Origin of the sequence: Verrucosispora sp. WMMD573 (assembly GCF_027497175.1) — a bacterium.
Classification (GTDB): Bacteria; Actinomycetota; Actinomycetes; order Mycobacteriales; family Micromonosporaceae; genus Micromonospora.
This window is the reverse complement of record NZ_CP114901.1, coordinates 4,791,450-4,810,297: the sequence shown is the minus strand read 5'-3', so window position 1 is coordinate 4,810,297 and position 18,848 is coordinate 4,791,450. Positions and strand designations below refer to the sequence as shown.

Annotated in this window: 19 protein-coding genes; 9 read left to right on the top strand and 10 right to left on the bottom strand. The window is 71.0% G+C overall.

Annotated features, from left to right (window positions below):
* Nucleotide 1: 1 nt before the first annotated feature.
* On the bottom strand, nt 2-427 hold the full coding sequence (locus O7601_RS21965; RefSeq protein WP_281562972.1) for a hypothetical protein: 426 nt from the start codon (nt 425-427) through the stop codon (nt 2-4).
* Nucleotides 428-669: 242 nt separating this feature from the next.
* On the opposite strand from O7601_RS21965, the gene O7601_RS21960 reads away from it, so the two are divergent.
* Both O7601_RS21960 and O7601_RS21955 read left to right on the top strand, forming a co-directional pair.
* Nucleotides 670-1,785, top strand: coding sequence for a sialidase family protein (locus O7601_RS21960; protein WP_281562971.1), 1,116 nt, complete (start codon nt 670-672; stop codon nt 1,783-1,785).
* On the top strand, nt 1,782-2,084 hold the full coding sequence (locus O7601_RS21955; RefSeq protein WP_281562970.1) for a MoaD/ThiS family protein: 303 nt from the start codon (nt 1,782-1,784) through the stop codon (nt 2,082-2,084). The genes O7601_RS21960 and O7601_RS21955 overlap by 4 nt, the downstream gene beginning before the upstream one ends.
* 6 nt (nt 2,085-2,090) lie before the next feature.
* On the opposite strand, the gene O7601_RS21950 is transcribed toward O7601_RS21955, so the two are convergent.
* Genes O7601_RS21950 through O7601_RS21935 form a run of 4 tightly spaced genes read right to left on the bottom strand, consistent with a single transcriptional unit; the run spans nt 2,091 to nt 5,364 of the window.
* The gene (locus O7601_RS21950; protein ID WP_281562969.1) at nt 2,091-2,717 is read right to left on the bottom strand and encodes a response regulator transcription factor; all 627 of its coding nucleotides are present in this window, start codon (nt 2,715-2,717) and stop codon (nt 2,091-2,093) included.
* A complete protein-coding gene (locus O7601_RS21945) occupies nt 2,714-3,904 on the bottom strand; it encodes a histidine kinase (protein ID WP_281562968.1) in 1,191 nt (396 codons plus the stop codon). The genes O7601_RS21950 and O7601_RS21945 overlap by 4 nt, the downstream gene beginning before the upstream one ends.
* A 9-nt stretch (nt 3,905-3,913) precedes the next feature.
* The gene (locus O7601_RS21940) at nt 3,914-4,354 is read right to left on the bottom strand and encodes an ABA4-like family protein (RefSeq protein WP_281562967.1); all 441 of its coding nucleotides are present in this window, start codon (nt 4,352-4,354) and stop codon (nt 3,914-3,916) included.
* A complete protein-coding gene (locus O7601_RS21935; RefSeq protein ID WP_281562966.1) occupies nt 4,351-5,364 on the bottom strand; it encodes a hypothetical protein in 1,014 nt (337 codons plus the stop codon). The genes O7601_RS21940 and O7601_RS21935 overlap by 4 nt, the downstream gene beginning before the upstream one ends.
* Before the next feature lie 469 nt (nt 5,365-5,833).
* On the opposite strand from O7601_RS21935, the gene O7601_RS21930 reads away from it, so the two are divergent.
* Entirely contained in the window at nt 5,834-6,913 is a 1,080-nt protein-coding gene (locus O7601_RS21930; protein ID WP_281562965.1) for a cellulose binding domain-containing protein, read from the top strand.
* Nucleotides 6,914-7,013: 100 nt separating this feature from the next.
* Nucleotides 7,014-8,039, top strand: coding sequence for a CehA/McbA family metallohydrolase (locus tag O7601_RS21925; protein WP_281562964.1), 1,026 nt, complete (start codon nt 7,014-7,016; stop codon nt 8,037-8,039).
* Between the two features lie 54 nt (nt 8,040-8,093).
* Here the strand turns inward: O7601_RS21925 and O7601_RS21920 are convergent, their stop codons facing one another.
* Nucleotides 8,094-8,711 carry a hypothetical protein gene (locus O7601_RS21920; protein ID WP_281562963.1) on the bottom strand — a complete coding sequence of 206 codons (618 nt, stop codon included), beginning with the start codon at nt 8,709-8,711 and terminating at the stop codon, nt 8,094-8,096.
* Nucleotides 8,712-8,806: 95 nt separating this feature from the next.
* Here O7601_RS21920 and O7601_RS21915 point away from each other — a divergent pair, with 95 nt between their 5' ends.
* The 3 genes from O7601_RS21915 to O7601_RS21905 all read left to right on the top strand — a co-directional run bounded on the left by O7601_RS21915 (nt 8,807) and on the right by O7601_RS21905 (nt 12,488).
* Nucleotides 8,807-9,034: a nucleotidyltransferase domain-containing protein gene (locus O7601_RS21915; protein WP_281562962.1), complete on the top strand. Its 228-nt coding sequence runs from the start codon at nt 8,807-8,809 to the stop codon at nt 9,032-9,034.
* 173 nt (nt 9,035-9,207) lie between these two features.
* A complete protein-coding gene (gene manD, locus O7601_RS21910) occupies nt 9,208-10,437 on the top strand; it encodes a D-mannonate dehydratase ManD (RefSeq protein ID WP_281562961.1) in 1,230 nt (409 codons plus the stop codon).
* A 221-nt stretch (nt 10,438-10,658) separates the two neighbouring features.
* Nucleotides 10,659-12,488 carry an AMP-dependent synthetase/ligase gene (locus O7601_RS21905; protein ID WP_281562960.1) on the top strand — a complete coding sequence of 610 codons (1,830 nt, stop codon included), beginning with the start codon at nt 10,659-10,661 and terminating at the stop codon, nt 12,486-12,488.
* Here the strand turns inward: O7601_RS21905 and O7601_RS21900 are convergent.
* The 3 genes from O7601_RS21900 to O7601_RS21890 are packed head-to-tail and all read right to left on the bottom strand — an operon-like array spanning nt 12,424 to nt 14,680.
* Nucleotides 12,424-13,143 carry a lysoplasmalogenase gene (locus O7601_RS21900; protein ID WP_281562959.1) on the bottom strand — a complete coding sequence of 240 codons (720 nt, stop codon included), beginning with the start codon at nt 13,141-13,143 and terminating at the stop codon, nt 12,424-12,426. The genes O7601_RS21905 and O7601_RS21900 overlap by 65 nt on opposite strands.
* Complete coding sequence (locus O7601_RS21895; protein ID WP_281562958.1) at nt 13,140-13,967, bottom strand: sterol desaturase family protein; 828 nt, start codon at nt 13,965-13,967, stop codon at nt 13,140-13,142. Before O7601_RS21895 ends, O7601_RS21900 begins: the two co-directional genes overlap by 4 nt.
* On the bottom strand, nt 13,964-14,680 hold the full coding sequence (locus tag O7601_RS21890) for a GntR family transcriptional regulator (protein ID WP_281562957.1): 717 nt from the start codon (nt 14,678-14,680) through the stop codon (nt 13,964-13,966). Before O7601_RS21890 ends, O7601_RS21895 begins: the two co-directional genes overlap by 4 nt.
* Before the next feature lie 151 nt (nt 14,681-14,831).
* On the opposite strand from O7601_RS21890, the gene O7601_RS21885 reads away from it, so the two are divergent.
* Together O7601_RS21885 and O7601_RS21880 are read left to right on the top strand one after the other, a co-directional pair.
* Nucleotides 14,832-15,947 (top strand): hypothetical protein, encoded by a 1,116-nt coding sequence (locus O7601_RS21885; protein ID WP_281562956.1) that lies wholly within the window; start codon nt 14,832-14,834, stop codon nt 15,945-15,947.
* A 157-nt stretch (nt 15,948-16,104) separates the two neighbouring features.
* Nucleotides 16,105-16,809 (top strand): hypothetical protein, encoded by a 705-nt coding sequence (locus O7601_RS21880; protein WP_281562955.1) that lies wholly within the window; start codon nt 16,105-16,107, stop codon nt 16,807-16,809.
* A gap of 133 nt (nt 16,810-16,942) precedes the next feature.
* Here the strand turns inward: O7601_RS21880 and O7601_RS21875 are convergent, their stop codons facing one another.
* Nucleotides 16,943-18,517, bottom strand: a complete 1,575-nt coding sequence (locus tag O7601_RS21875; RefSeq protein ID WP_281562954.1) for an FMN-binding glutamate synthase family protein — start codon at nt 18,515-18,517, stop codon at nt 16,943-16,945.
* Nucleotides 18,518-18,848 lie beyond the last annotated feature (331 nt).

The following is an 18,848-nucleotide window of genomic DNA, read 5'->3' as shown; positions in this document are numbered from 1 at the left end:
GTCAGTCACCGTCGACCTTCTCGGGCAGGGCCGCCGTGCCCTGCCGGGGCACCGACACCGACTTGATCAGCTCGGCCAGGGTCTTCTCCGACACGTCCCGTACGTCGATCTCGGTGCCGTCGGGAAGGGTCATGCGCAGTCGCTTGCCCTTGTTGCGCTCCTGATAGCGCTTGATGACCTCGGCCAGGTGCCGGATGTCCGCCGCCGCCCGCTTGACCGTCGGCACGGTGAACACGGCGAGGGCGAGTACGCCGAAGAGGTAGCTCGCGGTGTCCCGGGTACCCGGTGCGGCCTCGGCGGTCAGTTCGCTCGCCTCGACACCGGGCAGCTGGTTCAGGTGTTCCTTCAGATGGCGGGCCTGCTCGGCCAACTCCTCGTCGCTGAGCGGACCGTCCGACCCGACCTGCAAGATCAATCCATCGACCATGATCCCATCGTGGTCGGTGTCACTACGCCGTGCAAGGGCCGCCACGGTGGGATACGGGTCAGGGCCGGCAGTGACGGGCATCCGACAGAAGCCGGGGGATCCGCGCGGCGGACGCGGTGCTTTCCGTTCCGCTGATGCCAAATCGTCGTACCTGAGGAGTAGACCGACCAGGACTGAAGAATGTCGGTGCGGTGGCCGCGCGGCGACCGTCGCGCCGACCCGACGAAGACGAGAGAACGCTCATGAGTGGTGTACGCGTACTGGTGGGGACGCGCAAGGGCGCGTTCATCCTGACCTCCGACGGCAGACGCGACAGCTGGACGGTAGACGGGCCGCACTTCGGCGGCTGGGAGATGTACCACCTCACCGGATCGCCGGCCGATCCGGACCGGCTCTACGCCTCGCAGTCCGGTGGCTGGTTCGGGCAGCTGATCCAGCGCTCCGACGACGGCGGGCGGACCTGGACCACTGTCGACAACGACTTCGCCTACGTCGGCGACGTCGGCGACCACCTGTGGTACGACGGAACCCCGCGCCCCTGGGAGTTCAAGCGCATCTGGCACCTCGAACCGTCCCGCGACGATCCCGACACCGTCTACGCGGGGGCGGAGGACGCGGCGCTCTACGTGTCCCACGACGGCGGCGGCAAGTGGACGGAGCTGACCGCCCTGCGCACCCATCCGAGCGGGCCGTCATGGCAGCCCGGCGCGGGTGGCCTGTGCCTGCACACGATCATCCTGGATCCGGTCCACCAGGGTCGGATCTACACCGCCATCTCGGCGGCCGGCGCGTTCCGCAGCGACGACGGCGGCACCAGCTGGCTGCCGATCAACAAGGGGCTGCGGTCGGGGGAGATTCCCGACCAGGACTCCGAGGTCGGCCACTGCGTGCACCACATCACCCAGCACCCGTCGCGCCCCGACACGCTGTACATGCAGAAGCACTGGGACGTGATGCGCAGCGACGACGCCGGCGCCAACTGGCGCGAGGTCAGCGGCAACCTGCCGTCGGACTTCGGCTTCCCGGTCGCGGTGCACGCCCACGAGCCGGAGACCATCTACGTGGTGCCGATCAAGAGCGACTCCGAGCACTACCCGCCGGAGGGGAAGCTGCGCGTCTACCGCAGCCGCACGGGCGGCGACGAGTGGGAGCCGCTGACCGACGGGCTGCCGCAGTCCGACTGCTACGTCAACGTGCTGCGGGACGCGATGGCTGTCGACACGCTCGACCCCTGCGGCATCTACTTCGGCACCACCGGTGGCCAGGTCTACCGCTCCGCCGACGGTGGCGACAGCTGGGCGCCGATCGTCCGGGACCTGCCACCCGTGCTCTCCGTGGAAGTCCAGGTGCTGCCGTGATCCGGGTGGTCCTCCCGGCGCACCTGAAGACCCTCGCCGGGGTGACCGGCGAGGTGCGGATCGAGGTGGCCGGCCCCGGGCCGGCCACCCAGCGCCTGGTGCTCGACGCCATCGAGGCGCGGTACCCGATGCTGCTCGGCACCATCCGCGACCGGCACAGCGGCAAGCGCCGCGCCTTCGTCCGCTTCTACGCCTGCGAGGAGGATCTCTCCAACTGCTCACCCGACGCGCCCCTGCCCGAGCAGGTCGTCGCCGGGCAGGAGCCGTTCATCGTCCTCGGCGCGATGGCCGGCGGTTGACGCCGCTCACAGTCCGCGGGCGAACAGCGCCAGGCGTACCCGGTTGGGGCTGCCTGTCTTGGTCATCAGGCTGGTGATGTGGGACTTGACCGTGGTGACGCCGACGTGCAGCCGCTCGGCGATCTCGCCGTTGGACAACCCGTCGGCGACCAGCTCCAACACCTGCTGTTCCCGGGCGGTCAGCCCGGTGACCGGCGGCGGCGTCCCGGTGCCCGCGTGCACCGCGCGCTGCACCAACCGGCGCAGCACCTCCTGACTGAACGGGCTGTCGCCCGTGGCGGCCCGGCGCACGCCATCCAGCAGCTCGGTCGGCGGTGCGTCCTTGAGCAGGAAGCCACAGGCGCCGGCCGTCAACGCCGGATAGAGGTGGTCGTCGTCGCCGAACGTGGTAAGCACCAGGACGCGGGCACCGGGCCGCTCGGCGATGATCCGGCTGGTGGCGGAGATCCCGTCGACCCCGGGCATGCGCAGGTCCATCACCACGACGTCGGGCACCAGCCGCGCGGCGAGGGTGATCGCGTCGCGGCCGTTGTCGGCCTCGCCGACGACCTCGATGTCGGGCTGAGCCTCACAGAGCATGCGCAGGCCGGCGCGGATGAGGTGCTGGTCGTCGACCAGCAGTACCCGGATCACGCGCGCTCCGTCGCGCGTGGGCCGGCTCGGGTCCCGTCCAGCACGGTGGCCACCCGCCACCCCGTGCCGGTCGGGCCGGCCGTCAGCTGTCCGCCGAGCACCTCGACGCGTTCGCGCATGCCGGTGATGCCGTGGCCGCCGCCGACCGGCACGATGTCGGGCACCGAGCCGCGACCGTCGTCGATTACCTCCCAGTGGACGGCCCCATCGACCACGCTGACCGAGAGCCGTGCCACCGCAGCGGTACCGGCGTGCTTCGCCACGTTCGTCAACGCCTCCTGGCTGAGCCGCAGCACCGCGAGACCGCGTACCGCGTCGAGGGTGCCGACCGCCGGGTCGATGTCGGCGACCACTGTGACACCGGCCTGGCGGGCCCGGTCCACCGCGGCGCCGAGCGCGGCCGGCAGCGCCGACGGTTCGATCGCGGTCAGCGCGGCGTCGCCGCGTACGCCGTCGGGGTCGCGCAGCACCGCGACCAGCCGGCGCAGGTCGGCAAGGGCCGCGGTGCCGGTGCCGTGGACGTCGTCGAAGACCTCGCCGACCCGTGGATCCAGGTCGGTCAGCACGTGCCGGGCCACCCCGACACGCAGCACCATCGACGCCACGTGGTGCGCCACCACGTCGTGCAGCTCCCGGGCGATGGCGCTGCGCTCGTCAGCACGTGCGGCACGGCTCTCCGACTCGCGTCGCCGCTGCTCCTCCTCGGCCCGCTGCCGCGACTGCTGCCCGAGCTCCCTGGTGGTCCGGATGACCAGCCCGAGCAGCAGCGGAACGCCGACCTCCGCCAGCAGCCCGAACACACCGGAGAGCAGACGCGGCAGCGGATCGCCGATCGAGTCGGTCAGGTCGACCACGGCCAGCAGACCCGCCGCCAGCCAGATGGTCCGCCCCCGGCGGGCGGCCATGGTCAGTTCGAGCAGCGCCCAACTGGCACCCACCTGATTGATCATGAAATCGTCGAGAAGCCAGATCGCGACCGCCAGCAGCGTGGCCTGGGTCAGCATGCCGGCCAGCGGCCGGTGGTGCAGCGACAGCCCGACCGCGAAGGCGAGCGCCGCGAGCACCCACTGGGTGCTGGTCGGTGCGGACAGGGTGCCGAAGAACAGATAGCCCAGGCCGGAGAGGATGAGCAGCACCATCCGTACCAGGCTGTCGCGCGCGTCGAACAGCCGTCCCACCCAGGCCACGGCCTCAGCCTAGGCGGTGCTCGTCGGGGCCGTCGGACCCGCCCACCTGGTGCGTACGGCCAGATAGGCGGCGAGGCCGAGCGGGCCCAGCAGGATCGTCAGCAGCAGCACCGGCGCCATCACCAGCGGCGGGACTTTCCGCTCGCGGCTGTCGAGCCAGGCCCAACGTCCGACGAACAGGTCGAAGGCGATGAAGTGCGCCCAGGCCGCCGCCGCGCCGTCGGCGGTGCCCAGCAACTCCCGTACGGCGTCGAGGCTGGGGTCGAACACCGCCGGCAGGACCTCTGCGAACGCCGGGATCACCAGGATCGCGTAGATCACCACGGCCGGGACCACGATCAGCGGTGACCTGATGATCCGGTGGGTCACCGTCCAGTTCGGCAGCAGGATCATCAGCGCCCAGAAGGGTGCCGCCACCACGAAGGTCAGGGAGAACAACGTGGCGCTCACGCGGTCACCTCCGTCCGCTCGTCACCCGCGACCCGGCCATCGCGCGGACCCGCCGCGCGCCGCTCACCCGCGCCCGCCGCCTGGTGTTCGACTGTCGCCGCCGGAAACCGGTGTCGAGCCAGCACCGCGCCGGCAGCGGCTACGGTCACCACCGCCAGCGCCGCGGCAGCGGCCAGGGTGAGCGTGTCCGGCCGGAGCAGCGGCTGCCCGCGCAGCGCCTGCCAGGTCAGCAGTACGGTCGCCGCACCGTAACCGACGCCCACGACGAGCAGCAACCGCACCCGGGCGCGCTCGTCCAACGCACCACCGGCGAACCGGCTCAGCAGCAGCGCCAGGATCGGCAACACCTGCATCCCGTGCAGCCCCACGAAATGCCCGATCCGCAGATCCCCACCGGTCGTGCTCCAGCCGACCAGCGGCAGCCCCGGCCCGCCGTCGGGCACCCCCACACTGTGCGCCCCGGCGACGCCCTCGACCATGGGAGCCTGATCCGACAGGGTCATCGGTACCGCCACCAGCATGCCGAGTGCCGCGAGTCCGAGTCCCAGCCCGATCGCGTACCGGACCGCGCGGTCGGCGATCGGCTGTCGCAACACCGCGACACCGATGACGACGTGCGCGACGAACAGCACCATGATCGCCGCACCCATCAGCTGCCACAGCGCGGCGTTGACCGCGCTGGTCTCGTTGTAGTGGCTGGTGGTGCCGCGGAGCACCTGCCCGACGATGATGACCATCTCCACCACACCCATGGCGACCACCACGGTCACCGCCCACTCCGCGACCCGGCTACGGCGACGCAGCAGGGAGAGCAGCCAGACCAGGGTGCCGCCGTACAGGACGAACGACACCGCGAACTTGAACGGCTTGAGCCAGATCGGCACGCCGGTGAGGACCCGCTGGTCGGCGACGATGCCGACCGCGCAGACGACGGCGAGCACCGCCATCGCCGAGACGAAGACCATCAGGGGGCGGTGCCGGTACGCCCGCCGCGACAGGTTGTCAGTCATGCCTGTAGATGCTGGATCGAGCGACTGTCCACCGCGCCCGACCAGAAGCCTCAGCCGCGGCCAGTGGGTGGTCCGCCACATCCTCCCTGGGTAGGAGTCCGGCGGTGGGCGTCATGTCACTGGTCTTCTCGACCGAGTAGCCAGCTATCGGCGTCCGTCACTGCATAGTGTGGAAGGAGCTGGTCGAATCTTGTCCGCGCAAAGGTTCTCCGGCTAGCCTGCGGAGGGGAGTCTCGGGCGGCTCCGAGCGTATGGATTGGCTGCGCTCGGGTGCGACGCATCGCGGCGCGCAGGTCGGCTCGTCCCGGCCAGCGGGTTGGTGTGGCCTCCGCCGTGAGCGCATTCAGGGCACCGTCAGTGGATGGATCGTGGGCACGACCGTCCTCCGCTGCCACCGTCACCACGTATGAAGCGCCAACGGCCGTGGCGACTCGACCGACCGCAACGGATCAGATCGGGGAATGTGCCCATGCTACGAAGATTGAATGTGTCGGCGCTCTTCGCGGCCCTTGCCGCCGTCGTGGCTACCACGGCGGTCGCCGCCGGGCCGACCAACGCCGCAGCCGACGCCCCAGTACGGGTGATGCCGCTCGGCGACTCGATCACCGACGGGTTCAATGTGCCCGGCGGCTACCGGATCGACCTCTGGCAGAAGCTCGTGGCCGACGGCTACCAGGTCGACTTCGTCGGCTCGATGTCCAACGGCCCGAGCAGCCTGGGTGATCGCAACCACGAAGGTCACTCGGGGTGGACGATCGCGCAGATCGACGCCAACGTGGTCAACTGGCTGCGGGCTACCACACCCCGCACGGTGATGCTGCACATCGGAACCAACGACATGTTCGGCAACTCGTCCGGCGCACCGTCCCGGCTGTCCACGCTCATCGACAAAATCACCGCCACCGCGCCGGCGGCGGATGTGTTCGTCGCGACCATCGTGCCGCTGTCCGGAGCGGACAGTCAGGTGCGCGCCTTCAACGCGGCAATACCCGGCATCGTGCAGAGCAAGGTCGACGCCGGACGTCGCGTACACCTGGTCGACATGTACAACGCGTTGACGCTGGCGGACCTGGCGGACGGCGTACACCCCAACGCTCGTGGCTACAGCAAGATGGCCGCCGTCTGGTACGACGCCCTGCGGGCGGTCCCGGGTGCGATCGGCGGCGGTACTCCGCCTCCGACGACCGCGCCTCCGACGACACTGCCGCCCACCACTGCGCCGCCGACCACTCCACCTCCGACGACTCCGTCGCCGGGGCCGGGTTGCACCGCGTCGGTGTCGCTGAATCAGTGGAACGGTGGTTTCGTGGCCACGATCCGGGTGACCTCGGGCGGAACGTCGATCAATGGTTGGACGGTGACTGTGGCGCTGCCGTCCGGCGCTACCGTCACCAACGCGTGGAACGCCAGCCGCAGCGGCAGCACCGGAACGGTCCGGTTCGTCAACGTCAGCTACAACGGCTCGATGGCCGCTGGTCAGGCGACTGAGTTCGGTTTCCAGGGCACCGGGTCAGGGACGGGCATGGCACCGGCGTGCTCCGCTACCTAGCGGGAGGCTCCGGCCCGAGGTGCTCCGATTCGTGACGGCACCCGCTGCCGCCCGCGTACCGGGCGGCAGCGGGCCCCGGGACCGGCGGTAGTCTGCCGCGGTGGTGTTCCACCCCGATCGAAAGAAGCGGCCACGCGCGGTGGGCTCGCGGGGGACCGGCGAGTCGGTCCGCCCGAAGCCCGGCTGGTATCGGGGCGATGTCCACCTGCACACCACACTCTCCGCCGGCGGCGAACTCACCCCGGGGCAGCTCGCCGCCACCGCCCGCGAGATCGGGTTGGACTTCGTCGCCACGACCGAGCACAACACCACGGCCGGGCATGGTGAGTGGAGCCGGTACGCGGGCGAGGACCTGCTGGTCATCCTCGGGCAGGAGGTCACCACCCACACCGGCCACTGGCTCGCCCTCGGCTTCGACCCCGGGCATCAGGTCGAGTGGCGGTACGGGGTGCGCGACGACGCTATCGACGCGGAGTTGGCCCGCGTTCGTGAACTGGGTGGGATATGCGTCGCCGCCCATCCGTACGCGCCGTACGAGTCGGGGACGCTGGCCTATCCGTACCGGTGCTTCGACGCCGTGGAGGTTTGGAACGGGCAGTGGCGCTCGGACCTGCCGTGGAACGCGGACAACGAGGCGGCGCTGGCCGAGTGGGGGCGCAACCTCGGCCACGACATCCATCGGGGACGGTGGTGGCCGGCGCTCGGTAACAGTGACGCCCACCTCGCCGGCCAGCTCGGCATGCCGCATACCGTGGTCTGCGCCGAGGAGCTGAGTGTCGAGGGGATCCTCGCCGGCCTGCGGGCCGGCCGAAGCTGGATTGCCGGCTCCGCTGCCGTCGACCTGGAACTGACCGCTGCGGCCGGTGACCGCGCTGCCGGCATCGGTGCCCGCCTCGACTCCGAGGGCGATCCGATCGAGGTTCGGGTGCGGGTGTCCGGGGTGCCCGCCGGCATCGTCAGTCTGCACACCGAACGCGGCAGCGTGCTCCGCAAGCGACTTCCCGCCGACGGGGTGGGCACGATCCGCTGGCGCACCGCCGCGCGGGACGGCGGCTTCGTCCGGGCCGAGGTGCGCCATCCTGACCGGCAGATGGCGGCCCTGACCAACCCCGTCATCCTGGCCTGACGGGTGTCGCCATCCGTGGCGCAAGACGGGCGGTGTCGCGGTGTCCGTGTCGGGTCAGCGCGGCGCGGCGTACGCCAGTGGGGCCTGGGCGTCGTCCCAGCTGCCGGTCAAGGTGGCGCCGGCTGGGGCGGCGGTGGATCCGGGGCGGCGGATCACCCCCAGCTCGACGGTGTCGGTGACGATGAGCGTCGGGTCACCGTCGACCACCCGGCGCACCGCGCCGACCTGGGGCACGACGACGGCGGGAGCGTCACTGGTGATGCCCATGCTGGGCGGGCGTACCTCGCGCCGGCCGTCGACCTCGAAATACTCCTGCGCCTGTCCGCTGCCGGCGAAGATGGCCTCGGCCAGGGCGGCGGCGTACACCGGGTCGCCGACCGCGTCGTAGACCCAGCGCCGGCCCAGCACCGAGTGCTCGGTGGTGCCCACCAGCCACTCGTCGGCGCCGTCAAGCGGCGCGCCACGGTAGGTCAACGGCACCTGGTGCACCGGCCCGTCGCCGCCGGCGACCAGGAGCGTCTCGATGCCCACCTCTCCGGCCGGGTCGTCGAACCGGTACGCGGCCACCCGCGCCACGTCGGTGTCGCCCTCGTACCAGTCGCGGGTCGGTAGCCAGGCCGCCAACAGCTCCAGCTTGGTGGGACGGATGTCCGCCCGGTGCAACAACGCCATGTGCCGCATCGTACGCACAAGCGAGGTGGTGTCCCGGCGCGCGTGTCGGGTAACGGGGTGGCCCCCGACGCCCGGCGTGGGCACAGACTCGGCCCGTGACGGACCAGATCCGGCAACTCGTCGGGCTTGTCGAACGGGCGCTCGGCGGCCGGCTCGTCGATGCCTACCTGCACGGTTCGGCGGTGCTCGGCGGGCTGCGGCCCGCCAGCGACATCGACGTGCTCGTGGTCGCCGCACGGCGCCTGACCGGACGGGAGCGGCTGCTGCTCGACGGGCTGCTGGCCACCTCCGGTTCGGTGAACCGGGCCCGCCCATCGAGCTGACCGTGGTCTCCGCCGAGGTGTATGCGGCCGGCCGGGGCGGGTTGCCGGATGGCGGCGCGGAGGCGTTGTGGCCTAGCATCTCGGGCCAGTACAACGTCGAGCTCAACGCGGGTTCCCCCGACTCGCCGCCGGTGCCGCCGCCGGGTTAACGGCCCGCGGGAAAGGCACCCCTCGTGAAGATCGTGGCCGCCGACGTCATCGTCACCAGCCCGGACCGCAACTTCGTCACCCTCAGGATCACCACCGAGGACGGCATCACCGGCCTCGGTGACGGCACGCTCAACGGGCGGGAACTCTCCGTCGCCTCGTACCTGCGTGACCACGTCGTGCCGTTGCTGCTCGGGCGCGATGCGCACCGTATCGAGGACGCCTGGCAGTTCCTGTACCGCTCGGCGTACTGGCGGCGCGGGCCGGTCACCATGGCGGCCATCGCCGCGGTCGACGTCGCGCTCTGGGACATCAAGGCCAAGGCCGCGGGGATGCCGCTCTACCAGCTGCTCGGCGGCGCGTCGCGCACCGGCATCATGGCGTACGGCCACGCCTCCGGGCGGGACCTGCCGGAACTGTTCGACTCCATCCGGGCCCACCTCGATCTCGGCTTCCGGTCGATCCGGGTGCAGACCTCGGTGCCCGGCATCAACGCCGTGTACGGCGTGGCCACCCAGCCCGGCCCTGACGGCAAGCGCTACGACTACGAGCCGGCGCAGCGCACCCCGCTGCCGGCCGAGGAGGACTGGGACACCCGGGCGTACCTGCGCCACCTGCCCGGCGTCTTCGAGGCGGTCCGCAACGAGTTCGGGCCCGAGCTGCCGCTGCTGCACGACGGGCATCACCGGATGACCCCGATCCAGGCCGCGAAGCTGGGCAAGGCCCTCGAACCGTACGACCTGTTCTGGCTGGAGGACTGCACCCCGGCGGAGAACCAGGAGGCGCTGCGGCTGGTCCGCCGGCACACCACCACGCCGCTGGCGATCGGCGAGGTGTTCAACACCGTCTGGGACTACCAGACCCTGATCCAGGAACAGTTGATCGACTACGTACGCTCCGCGGTCACCCACACCGGTGGCATCACCGCCATGCGCAAGCTGCTCGACTTCGCCGCCCAATACCAGATCAAGTCCGGCATCCACGGGCCTACCGACATCTCGCCGGTCGGCATGGCCGCCGCGCTGCACCTGGACCTGGCCATCCACAACTTCGGCATCCAGGAGTACATGCGGCACGGCGCCCTCACCAACGAGGTGTTCCGTCAGTCGTTCACCTTCACCGACGGCTACCTACACCCAGGTGAGCAGCCCGGCCTAGGCGTCGAGTTGAACGAGGAGGCCGCCGGCCGGTTCCCATACCAACCGGCGTACCTGCCATTCAACCGCCTCCAGGACGGCACCATCCACGACTGGTGACCATCCCCGCCCCCGCACAGATCTTGCACTTTTCGCCCTGCGAAAAGCCGCGAAAGGGGTTGTTTCGCCGACCGAAACTGCAAGATCGACGAGGCGGGAGTGGTAGCACGGGGTGGGGTGGGACGGGGTGGGTTTGGGGGTTCTGGGGGTACGGCGGGTGATCGGCGTTCAGCATTTGTTCGGATGGCCTTGGCTGGGTTAGCGACGGCAGGTGGACGGGCGTGCGGGAGACAGCGGTCGAGCCGATCGTCAGCGGCGAGGACACCACTCTGGCGGAGCAGGTGTGGCGCAACGCCGTCGAGGACCCGGACGCGGTGCAGTTCGTCCGGCCCGACCCGGATCCCCGGTCGTGGCCGGTACGCCGCTCCGGGCGGGGCGGCGCCCTGCCGGTGACCTGCCGGCAGTTCCGCGACGACGTGGCGGCGGTGGCCCGCGGATTCCTCGCCGCCGGGATCGCGCACGGCGACCGGATCGGGTTGCTCAGCCGCACCCGGTACGAGTGGACGCTTGTCGACTACGCCCTCTGGTCGATCGGTGCGGTGACGGTGCCGATCTACGACACCTCCAGCCCGGAACAGATCCGTTGGATGCTCGGCGACTCCGGTGCGGTGGGCTGCGTGCTGGAGACCGCCGACCACGCCTTCAGCGTCGCCGATCTGAGGTCGGAGCTGCCCGAGTTGCGGCAGACCTGGCGCATCGACGCCGGTGATCTGATCGAGCTGGTGGCGCGGGGCCGCACCGTCGGCGTGACCGAGGTCGATGCCCGCCGAGCCGCCGTGACCAGCGCCGACATCGCCACCATCGTCTACACCAGCGGCACCACCGGCCCGCCGAAGGGCTGCGTGCTGGCGCACCGCAATCTCTCCGCCGACATCGGCAACGCCACCGCGGTGCTGCCCCAGTTGCTGCATCCGGGTGCGACGACGGTGCTGTTCCTGCCGTTGGCGCACGCCTTCGCCCGACTGATCCAGATCGGCATGGTGCACAACCGCGCCACCATGGTGCACAGTGCCGACATCTCCGGGGTGCTCGACCAGCTGCGCCGGTTCAAGCCCACCTTCATCCTCGCCGTGCCCCGGATGTTCGAGAAGATGCACGACCAGGCCCGGCACACCGCCGAGGACGCGCACCGTGGCTGGCTCTTCGGCCTGGCCGAGCGGGCTGCCGTGCGCTACAGCCGCGCGCTGGACAGGCCGGGTGGGCCCGGAAAGCTACTCCGCCTGGCGCACCTGGTGTTCGACCTCGCCGCGTACCGCCGGTTACGCGCCGCACTCGGCGGGCGGTGCCGGATGGCCATCGTGGGCGGCGCGCCGCTGGGGGAGCGGCTGGGTCACTTCTTCCGGGGCGCGGGCATCACGGTGCTGGAGGGGTACGGGTTGACCGAGACCTCCCCGGCGCTGACCGCGAACCTGCCGACGGCGATGCGGATCGGCACGGTCGGGCGACCCCTGCCGGGGGTACGGATCCGCGTCGCCGACGACGGTGAGGTCCATGCCCGGGGTGAGGTGGTGTTCGGCGGCTACTGGAACAACCCGGAGGCGACCCGGGCGGCATTGACCGAGGACGGTTGGCTGCGCACTGGCGACCTCGGCACGATCGACGACGACGGTTTCCTACGGATCACCGGACGGACGAAGGACATCATGGTCACGGCCGCCGGCAAGAACGTCGCGCCCGCGCCGATCGAGGAGCGGATCCGAGCGCATCCGCTGATCAGTCAGGTGATGCTGGTCGCCGACGGCCGTCCCTACGTCGCCGCCCTGGTGACGGTGGACCCGCAGGCGTGGAGGCGCTGGCGGGAGCAGCACGGGCACCCGGGGGCGTCGGTGTCGTCGTTGCGGGATGATCCGGAGCTACGTGGCGAGATCCAGGTGGCGATCGACCGGGCCAACCGGAGCGTTTCCCGGGCCGAGCAGGTCAAGACCTTCCGCATCCTGCACCGTGATCTCACCGAGGTGGACGGGGAGCTCACCCCCACTCTCAAGATCAAGCGGGAGGCGGTGCAGGATCACTTCGGCGACGAGGTCGCCGCCCTCTACCAGGGTCACTAGGGCGGGCCACCCAGCCGGTGCTGATCAGGAACAGCGCGGCGCTGTAGGTCGCCATCACCAGCACACCGTGTCCGGGCGCCGTCGTACCGGCCGCACCGAGGCCGATCAGCAGGTCCGAGAAGAGGAACAACGCCCCGCCGAGCGCGACCCGCCGGCCGAGGGCGGTGGCGGTCGCGGCCATCAGGCACAGCGCCAGGCTGTACCCGAGCACCGGTAGCCGTAGCTCGCCCAGGCGTGGCCACAGCAGTGCGTTCGCCACCGTCCACAGCGCCAGATATCCCGTCACCGCCGCCGGCCGAGGCCGACGGTGACCGATGAACGCGGTGACGAACGCCAGCTGCGTGCCGAGAAAACAGCCCATCCCGACCAGGAACGCGGTCTCCGACGGCACCAGCAGCGCAATGTCTCCGGCGGTGGCGAGCAGCAGACCTGCCGCGATCGGGACGTCCGCCGCGCGTACCCGCCACAGCCAGGCCAGCAGCAGCGGCGCCAGCAGCGGCTTGGCCATCCACTGCGCCGCGAGCACGTCGGTGGCGACGGCGACCAGTTCGACGGCCGCCACGACGGCGAACACCCAGAGCCACGCCACCCCCCGCTGCGGCTGCCGCAGTCGTACGCCCACCAGCCGCCGGCCGGCGCCGGTTGCGGTGTTCATCGGGCCGGCTGCCAGCCCGGGCGGCGCAGCAGGTATCCGAGCCGCTCCCGCCAGCACCTGGCGGCCCGCAGATCCCGCCAGATGGCCGCGTACTCGTGGGTCGCCACCCGCAGCGGGTTGTAGGTGCCGATGTTCTTGGTCAGGCCGTACCGGACCGCGTCGCCCTCCGCCTCGAAGGTCCCGAAGAGCCGGTCCCAGATGATCAGGATGCCGCCGTAGTTGCGGTCCAGGTACTCGTCGTTCGAGCCATGGTGCACCCGGTGGTGCGAAGGGGTGTTGAACAGCAGTTCGATCGGCCTGGGCAGCAGATTGATCCGCTCGGTGTGCAGGAAGAACTGGTAGAGCAGGCTGATCGACTGCTGAAGGAAAATCATCCACGGTGGAATGCCGAGCAGGGCCAGGCCGAGCCAGAACGGTAGGGAGGTCATCGGCGTCCAGCTCTGCCGCAGCGCCGTGGAGAAGTTGAAGAACACGCTGGAGTGGTGCACCACGTGCCCCGCCCACAGCAGTCGCACCTCGTGGTGCGCCCGGTGGAACCAGTAGTAGGCGAAGTCGTCGGCGAAGAACAGCAACACCCAGACCCACCAGTCGCCGGGGGAGAGGCTGAACGGCGAGATCGTGTACGCGGCGGCGTAGAGACCGATCGTCAGCAGCTTCCACGGCACGCCGACGACCTGGCTGCCGGCGCCCATGGTCAGGCTGGTGGCGGTGTCCCGGGCCTCGTAGCCCCGTTCGGCGTCGTCGGGTGCGAACCGGTACGACAGCGCCTCGACGGTGATGAGCAGGAGGAACGCGGGGATGGCGTAGAGCACTGCGGGGATCATGCCCGGCTGTCCTTTCTGGTCGGGGCGGTGAGCGCGGCGGTCAGCAGCGATCTGGCCTGTTCGGCGGCCTCGACGTCCCGCCCGTCGGCGATGGCCGAGGCCAGCCGGCGGTGCCCGGTGACGTCGAGCAGTTCGGTGGCGCGCCGCTGCGGCGGCACCTCGGCCACCGCCAGGGCGCCGGCCACCAGGCTGTTGAAGGCCAACAGGTACGCGGTGTTGCCGCAGCCCGCCAGGATGAGCCGCCAGACGGCGATGTTGGCCTCACCCATCGCGGTCAGGTCGGGTGCGAGGTCGGCGAACTCCTCGACAGCGCGGACGATCCGTCGTCGCGCCGCGTCGTCGGCCCGGCGGGCGCAGAGCCGGGCCGCGTCGACGCCGATGCAGGCCCGCATGTCCATCATGTCGCGCACCAGGGTGGCGACCGGCAGGACGTCTCCGGAGCGTACGAGGGACAGCGCGAGATCCAGACCGGCGTGCACCCGCCAGTCCAACACCCGGGTGGCACCCCCCTGGCTGATCCGGACCAGGCCGAGTTGCTGCAACCGACGCAGCGCCTCCCGGACCGCATGCCGGTTCACCTGAAAGGTCGCGGCCAGTTCCCGTTCGCCGGGCAGCGTGTCGTCGGTGCGGTAGGTGCCACTGACGATGGCGTCGCGCAGCTGTCCGAACACCAGGTCGGAGACGGAAGCCCGGGTGACGGGGACGAATGTCATGCCCGGCAGTGTGGCCCAGGGCACATCAACTCGTCAACTGGTTGGACCAGTTCGGCACCTGCGGATCGACACGCCCGTGGCTCGTGACCGCACTGTCGCAGTGAGTTATGGTGCGTTCGCAGCGAGTGGCAGTCGGGCACGGGAGGCGCCGGTGGCGAAACGACGGCGTGGCCTCGCCCGCGCGGTCCTACGACTCGGTTTCCTGACCGCGGTCGCCGGAGCGGCATGGTGTGCCTACGACGTCGCCTCGACCGATTCCGCCCGCGCCGCCGGGGAGCCGCCGGTCACCACTCAGGACGGAGCAACGCCCCGCGTCGGTGACCTCATTCGAGGGCTGTTTACGCCGGTGCTCGGGTCGGATGCGCCCGCCCCGGACCCCCCTCCGCCGCCCGGTCCCGCGCCCCGATCGGCCGATCCGCACGCGTCCGATCCGCCCAGGGCCGATCGGCCCCGCCCCCTCCGGCCCGACGATCGTCGGCGGCGCACCGAGCCCCCGCCACCGAAGCGGGACGCCTCGCCGAAGCCGCCGGGAAAGCAGGCGCCAACGCCGCCACCCGGCCAACCAGCGGAGGCTCAACCCGAGCCCGCTGGTGGCCGGCCCGGGGGACGGCAGTCTCCCCCTGTCGGTGGGCAACCGCCGCAGGACACCACGCCGCCGCTGCTCAACTCCGTTCTGGAGGGTGCGGACCCGGTCCTGCGGGAGCTGACGCCGGTCCTCGACCTGCTGGATCCGCTCCTCGATCTGGTGGAGCCGGTGCTCGACGTGCTGGATCCGGTCGTCGAGCTGCCCCAGCCAGCCCCGGTACCGACACCGGTGGACCCGACCCCGCAACCCGCCCCGGATGCCGGAGCCCCGGCGGCACCGGGAGCCGATCTCGTGCCACCAGCACCGGAGGTCGAGCCCGCGCGACCGGTCAGCCCGGACCGCACTGACCTCGACCCGGAGAGCGCCCGGCAACTCGGCACCGCCGATCACCACGCCCGTCACCTCTCCGGCTACCCGTCGGCGTCGTCGTCGCGCTCCGACAAGGGGGCCGTCGACGGTGGAGAGCACGACCGAAGCTGGCCGGCCGAGCGCGGGCCGAGTACGCCGCCCCCGGCACCGGGCCACAGCGGCGCCGAGAAGGCCCCGACCTCGCACGGCGGCCCGGCCGACATGGCTGTGGCCGGCTGGTCGCCGCCAGCGGTCAGCGGCCGGGTGACCCGGCTGGCGCGTACCCGGCGACGGCCCTCCCGCTCGCCGCGACCGCGCAGCCGGCCAGCCTGACCGCAGCCCTGCCACTTCCGCGCGGCCACGCCGGTCGTGGCCGCGTCACACGACACTCCACGGCGGTCGTCACCGCCCTCCCCCGAGCCTGCTCGCGCGTGTCCTGTCGCGACGGCTCGGCACCGTCCTTCGACTTCATGCCACACCAGGAGTACCCATGCACGTCACCCTGCCCGTCAACCGTGCCCGATGGTGCGACCTCGACTGGATCGTCGACCTGCTCACCGCCACGATCGTCCCGACCTCTCTCGGCGCGTGGCTCGTCCCCGACGAGCGGCGGCGTCCCGCCGTGATCGCCGCCGTGGCCCGCATCTGGACCGAGCACGCCCTGCTGTTCGGCGACGCGTTCCTGCTCAAGGACGGGACCGCCGCCACCGTCTGGTTCCACCGCTATCGCCCGATCCCGCCGCCACCCCGCTATGACGAGCGACTCGACGACGCCAGCGGAGAACACGCCCCGCGCTTCCGCCATGTCGATCACCTGCTTGCCGCGCGGCGGCCCGCCGAGGCGCACAACCACCTCGCGTTCCTCGCCGCACCCCCGGACACCGACCGGGCTCGTCAGGCCGCCGCCGTCCTCGCCGGCAGCCACCGATACATGGACAATCTCGGCCTGCCCGCGTACGCGGAGGCGCACGGCGACGACGACCTGCGCCTCTATCGCCGGCTGGGCTACCGGGGCCGGCAACGTCTGTCGGGTCCCGGCGGCGTCACCGTCAACCTGCTCTGGCGGCCGGTCCCGTCGGTCCGGATCGGTCACTCCACTTTTCCGGCGCGACGGGTACCACCCGCCCTACCGGCGCCGCCGCCCAGGACGGTGGTGACGGCCGACGCCGGAGGAGGGGTCGGTGCCTGCCGCTGATCCGTACTGACATGGCACGAACGCAATCCGTCCTCGGGCGGCCCGAACGTGCGCGGGTCGGTCCCGGCTGACCCGCGCCGCGCCCACCCCGGTTCACGGCACCACTGCCCACCGCCGGGGTGGCCGCCGGGCGTCAACGCTGGGCGGTCGGCGAGGGGGGAGCGCTGCCGCCCTGAGGGCCCTCGACGGACATCAGCTCCACCACCGCCTTGCGGTCGGCCGCCGACGGCAGGCCCCAGCCCGGACGGTACCCGTACACCTCGCGCAGCGCAGTGGCGCTGGTCCGCCCGCCGAGTATCTCCACGGAGTCGGTGTCGATCAGCCCTGGATGCTCCACCCCGCACGCCTCGGCGACCTTCATCAGGTCCCGCCGCAGCGTCTTGATGTAGTGCGCCGCCCGGACCGACTTCGATGCCGGGTCCAGTCCTCGGGTCAGCCAGGCGTTCTGGGTGGCCACCCCGGTGGGGCAGGTGTCTGCGTGGCACTTCTGTGCCTGAATGCAGCCGATCGCCAGCATCGCCTCCCGCCCCACGGCCACCATGTCGCAGCCGAGCGCGAACGCGACCACCGCGTTGTCCGGCAGGCCGAGCTTGCCGGAGCCGATGAAGACGACCTGTTCGTGCAGGTCACGTTCGGCGAAGATGGGGTAGATCCGGGCGAAGCCCTGCTGGAACGGCAGCGACACGGAATCGGTGAAGATCAGTGGCGCGGCGCCGGTGCCGCCCTCGCCGCCGTCGATGGTGACGAAGTCGACGCCTCGGCCGGTGTCGCGCATCAGGTCGGCCAGCTCGGTCCAGAAGTCGAGGTCGCCCACGGCCGACTTGATGCCGACGGGCAGACCGGTCTCGGCCGCCAGGAGTTCCACCCAGTCGAGCAGACTGTCGCAGTCGGAGAACTCCGCGTGCCGCGACGGGCTGACGCAGTCCTGTCCGGTCGGGATGCCCCGGGTCGCGGCGATCTCCGGCGACACCTTCGCGGCCGGAAGCAGACCGCCCAGGCTGGGCTTGGCGCCCTGGCTGAGCTTGATCTCCAGCGCGCGCACCGGTGCGCCGGCGACCGCATCCTTGAGCCGGGCCAGGTCGAACCGGCCCCGGTCGTCCCGGCTGCCGAAGTACGCGGTACCCAGTTGCAGGATCAACTCGCCGCCGTGCCGGTGGTACGGGGACAGCCCGCCTTCGCCGGTGTTGTGCAGGCAGCCGGCGAGGGCCGCGCCCCGGTTCAACGCCTCGACTGCGGGGCCGGACAGGGAGCCGAAGCTCATCCCGGAGATGGTCACCACCGATTCGGGGCGGAACGCGTGGGTGCGTCGCCGTGCGCCCCCGAGCACCTTCGCCGACGGCAGCCGCACCTCGTGCCCGGACGTCGGCGTCGACGACGGTACCGCCCGGCCGAAGGTTCGATGCTTGATGACGGGATATCCCGGGGTGTACTCGATGTCGTTGTCGGTACCGAACCCGAAGTAGTTGTTCTGCTGCTTCGCGGATGCGTACACCCAGCGGCGCTGGTCCCGGGTGAACGGACGCTCCTCGTTGTTGCCGGCCACGATGTACTGCCGTAGTTCGGGTCCGAGCGATTCGAGCAGGTAGCGGGCCCGACCCAGCAAAGGGAAGTTGCGCCTCAGCGCGTGCTCGCGTTGCAGCAGGTCACGGGCGGCGAGCGCGGCAAGGGCGGTGACGGCGGCGGGTACGGCGTGGCGGGCCCATCTCATCCCGCCACACTTTCCGCCGCCGCCCCCGGTCAAACGTCCTGGCCGCGCAGCCCGGCACCGCGTCCGACAGCGCCTTCTCGGTCCGGCCGGAGAACCGAGTCGCCGGCGCTGTCAACCGCCGAAAGTTTCGATCCGACCCGTCGATCGGCCTACTTCGTGGGTCGCCGGACGTTGCATCGGCCCAGGTGGATGCCGCATTGTCGCCCTTAACGCCGAGACCGACCAACTCGGCACACACCAATACCAAAATAGATCATTGTTGACATTCATCTGAGCCGATGCTTGTCTGTCGTTGGAAGCGCTCCCACACTGACACCACCGAAGAAACGGA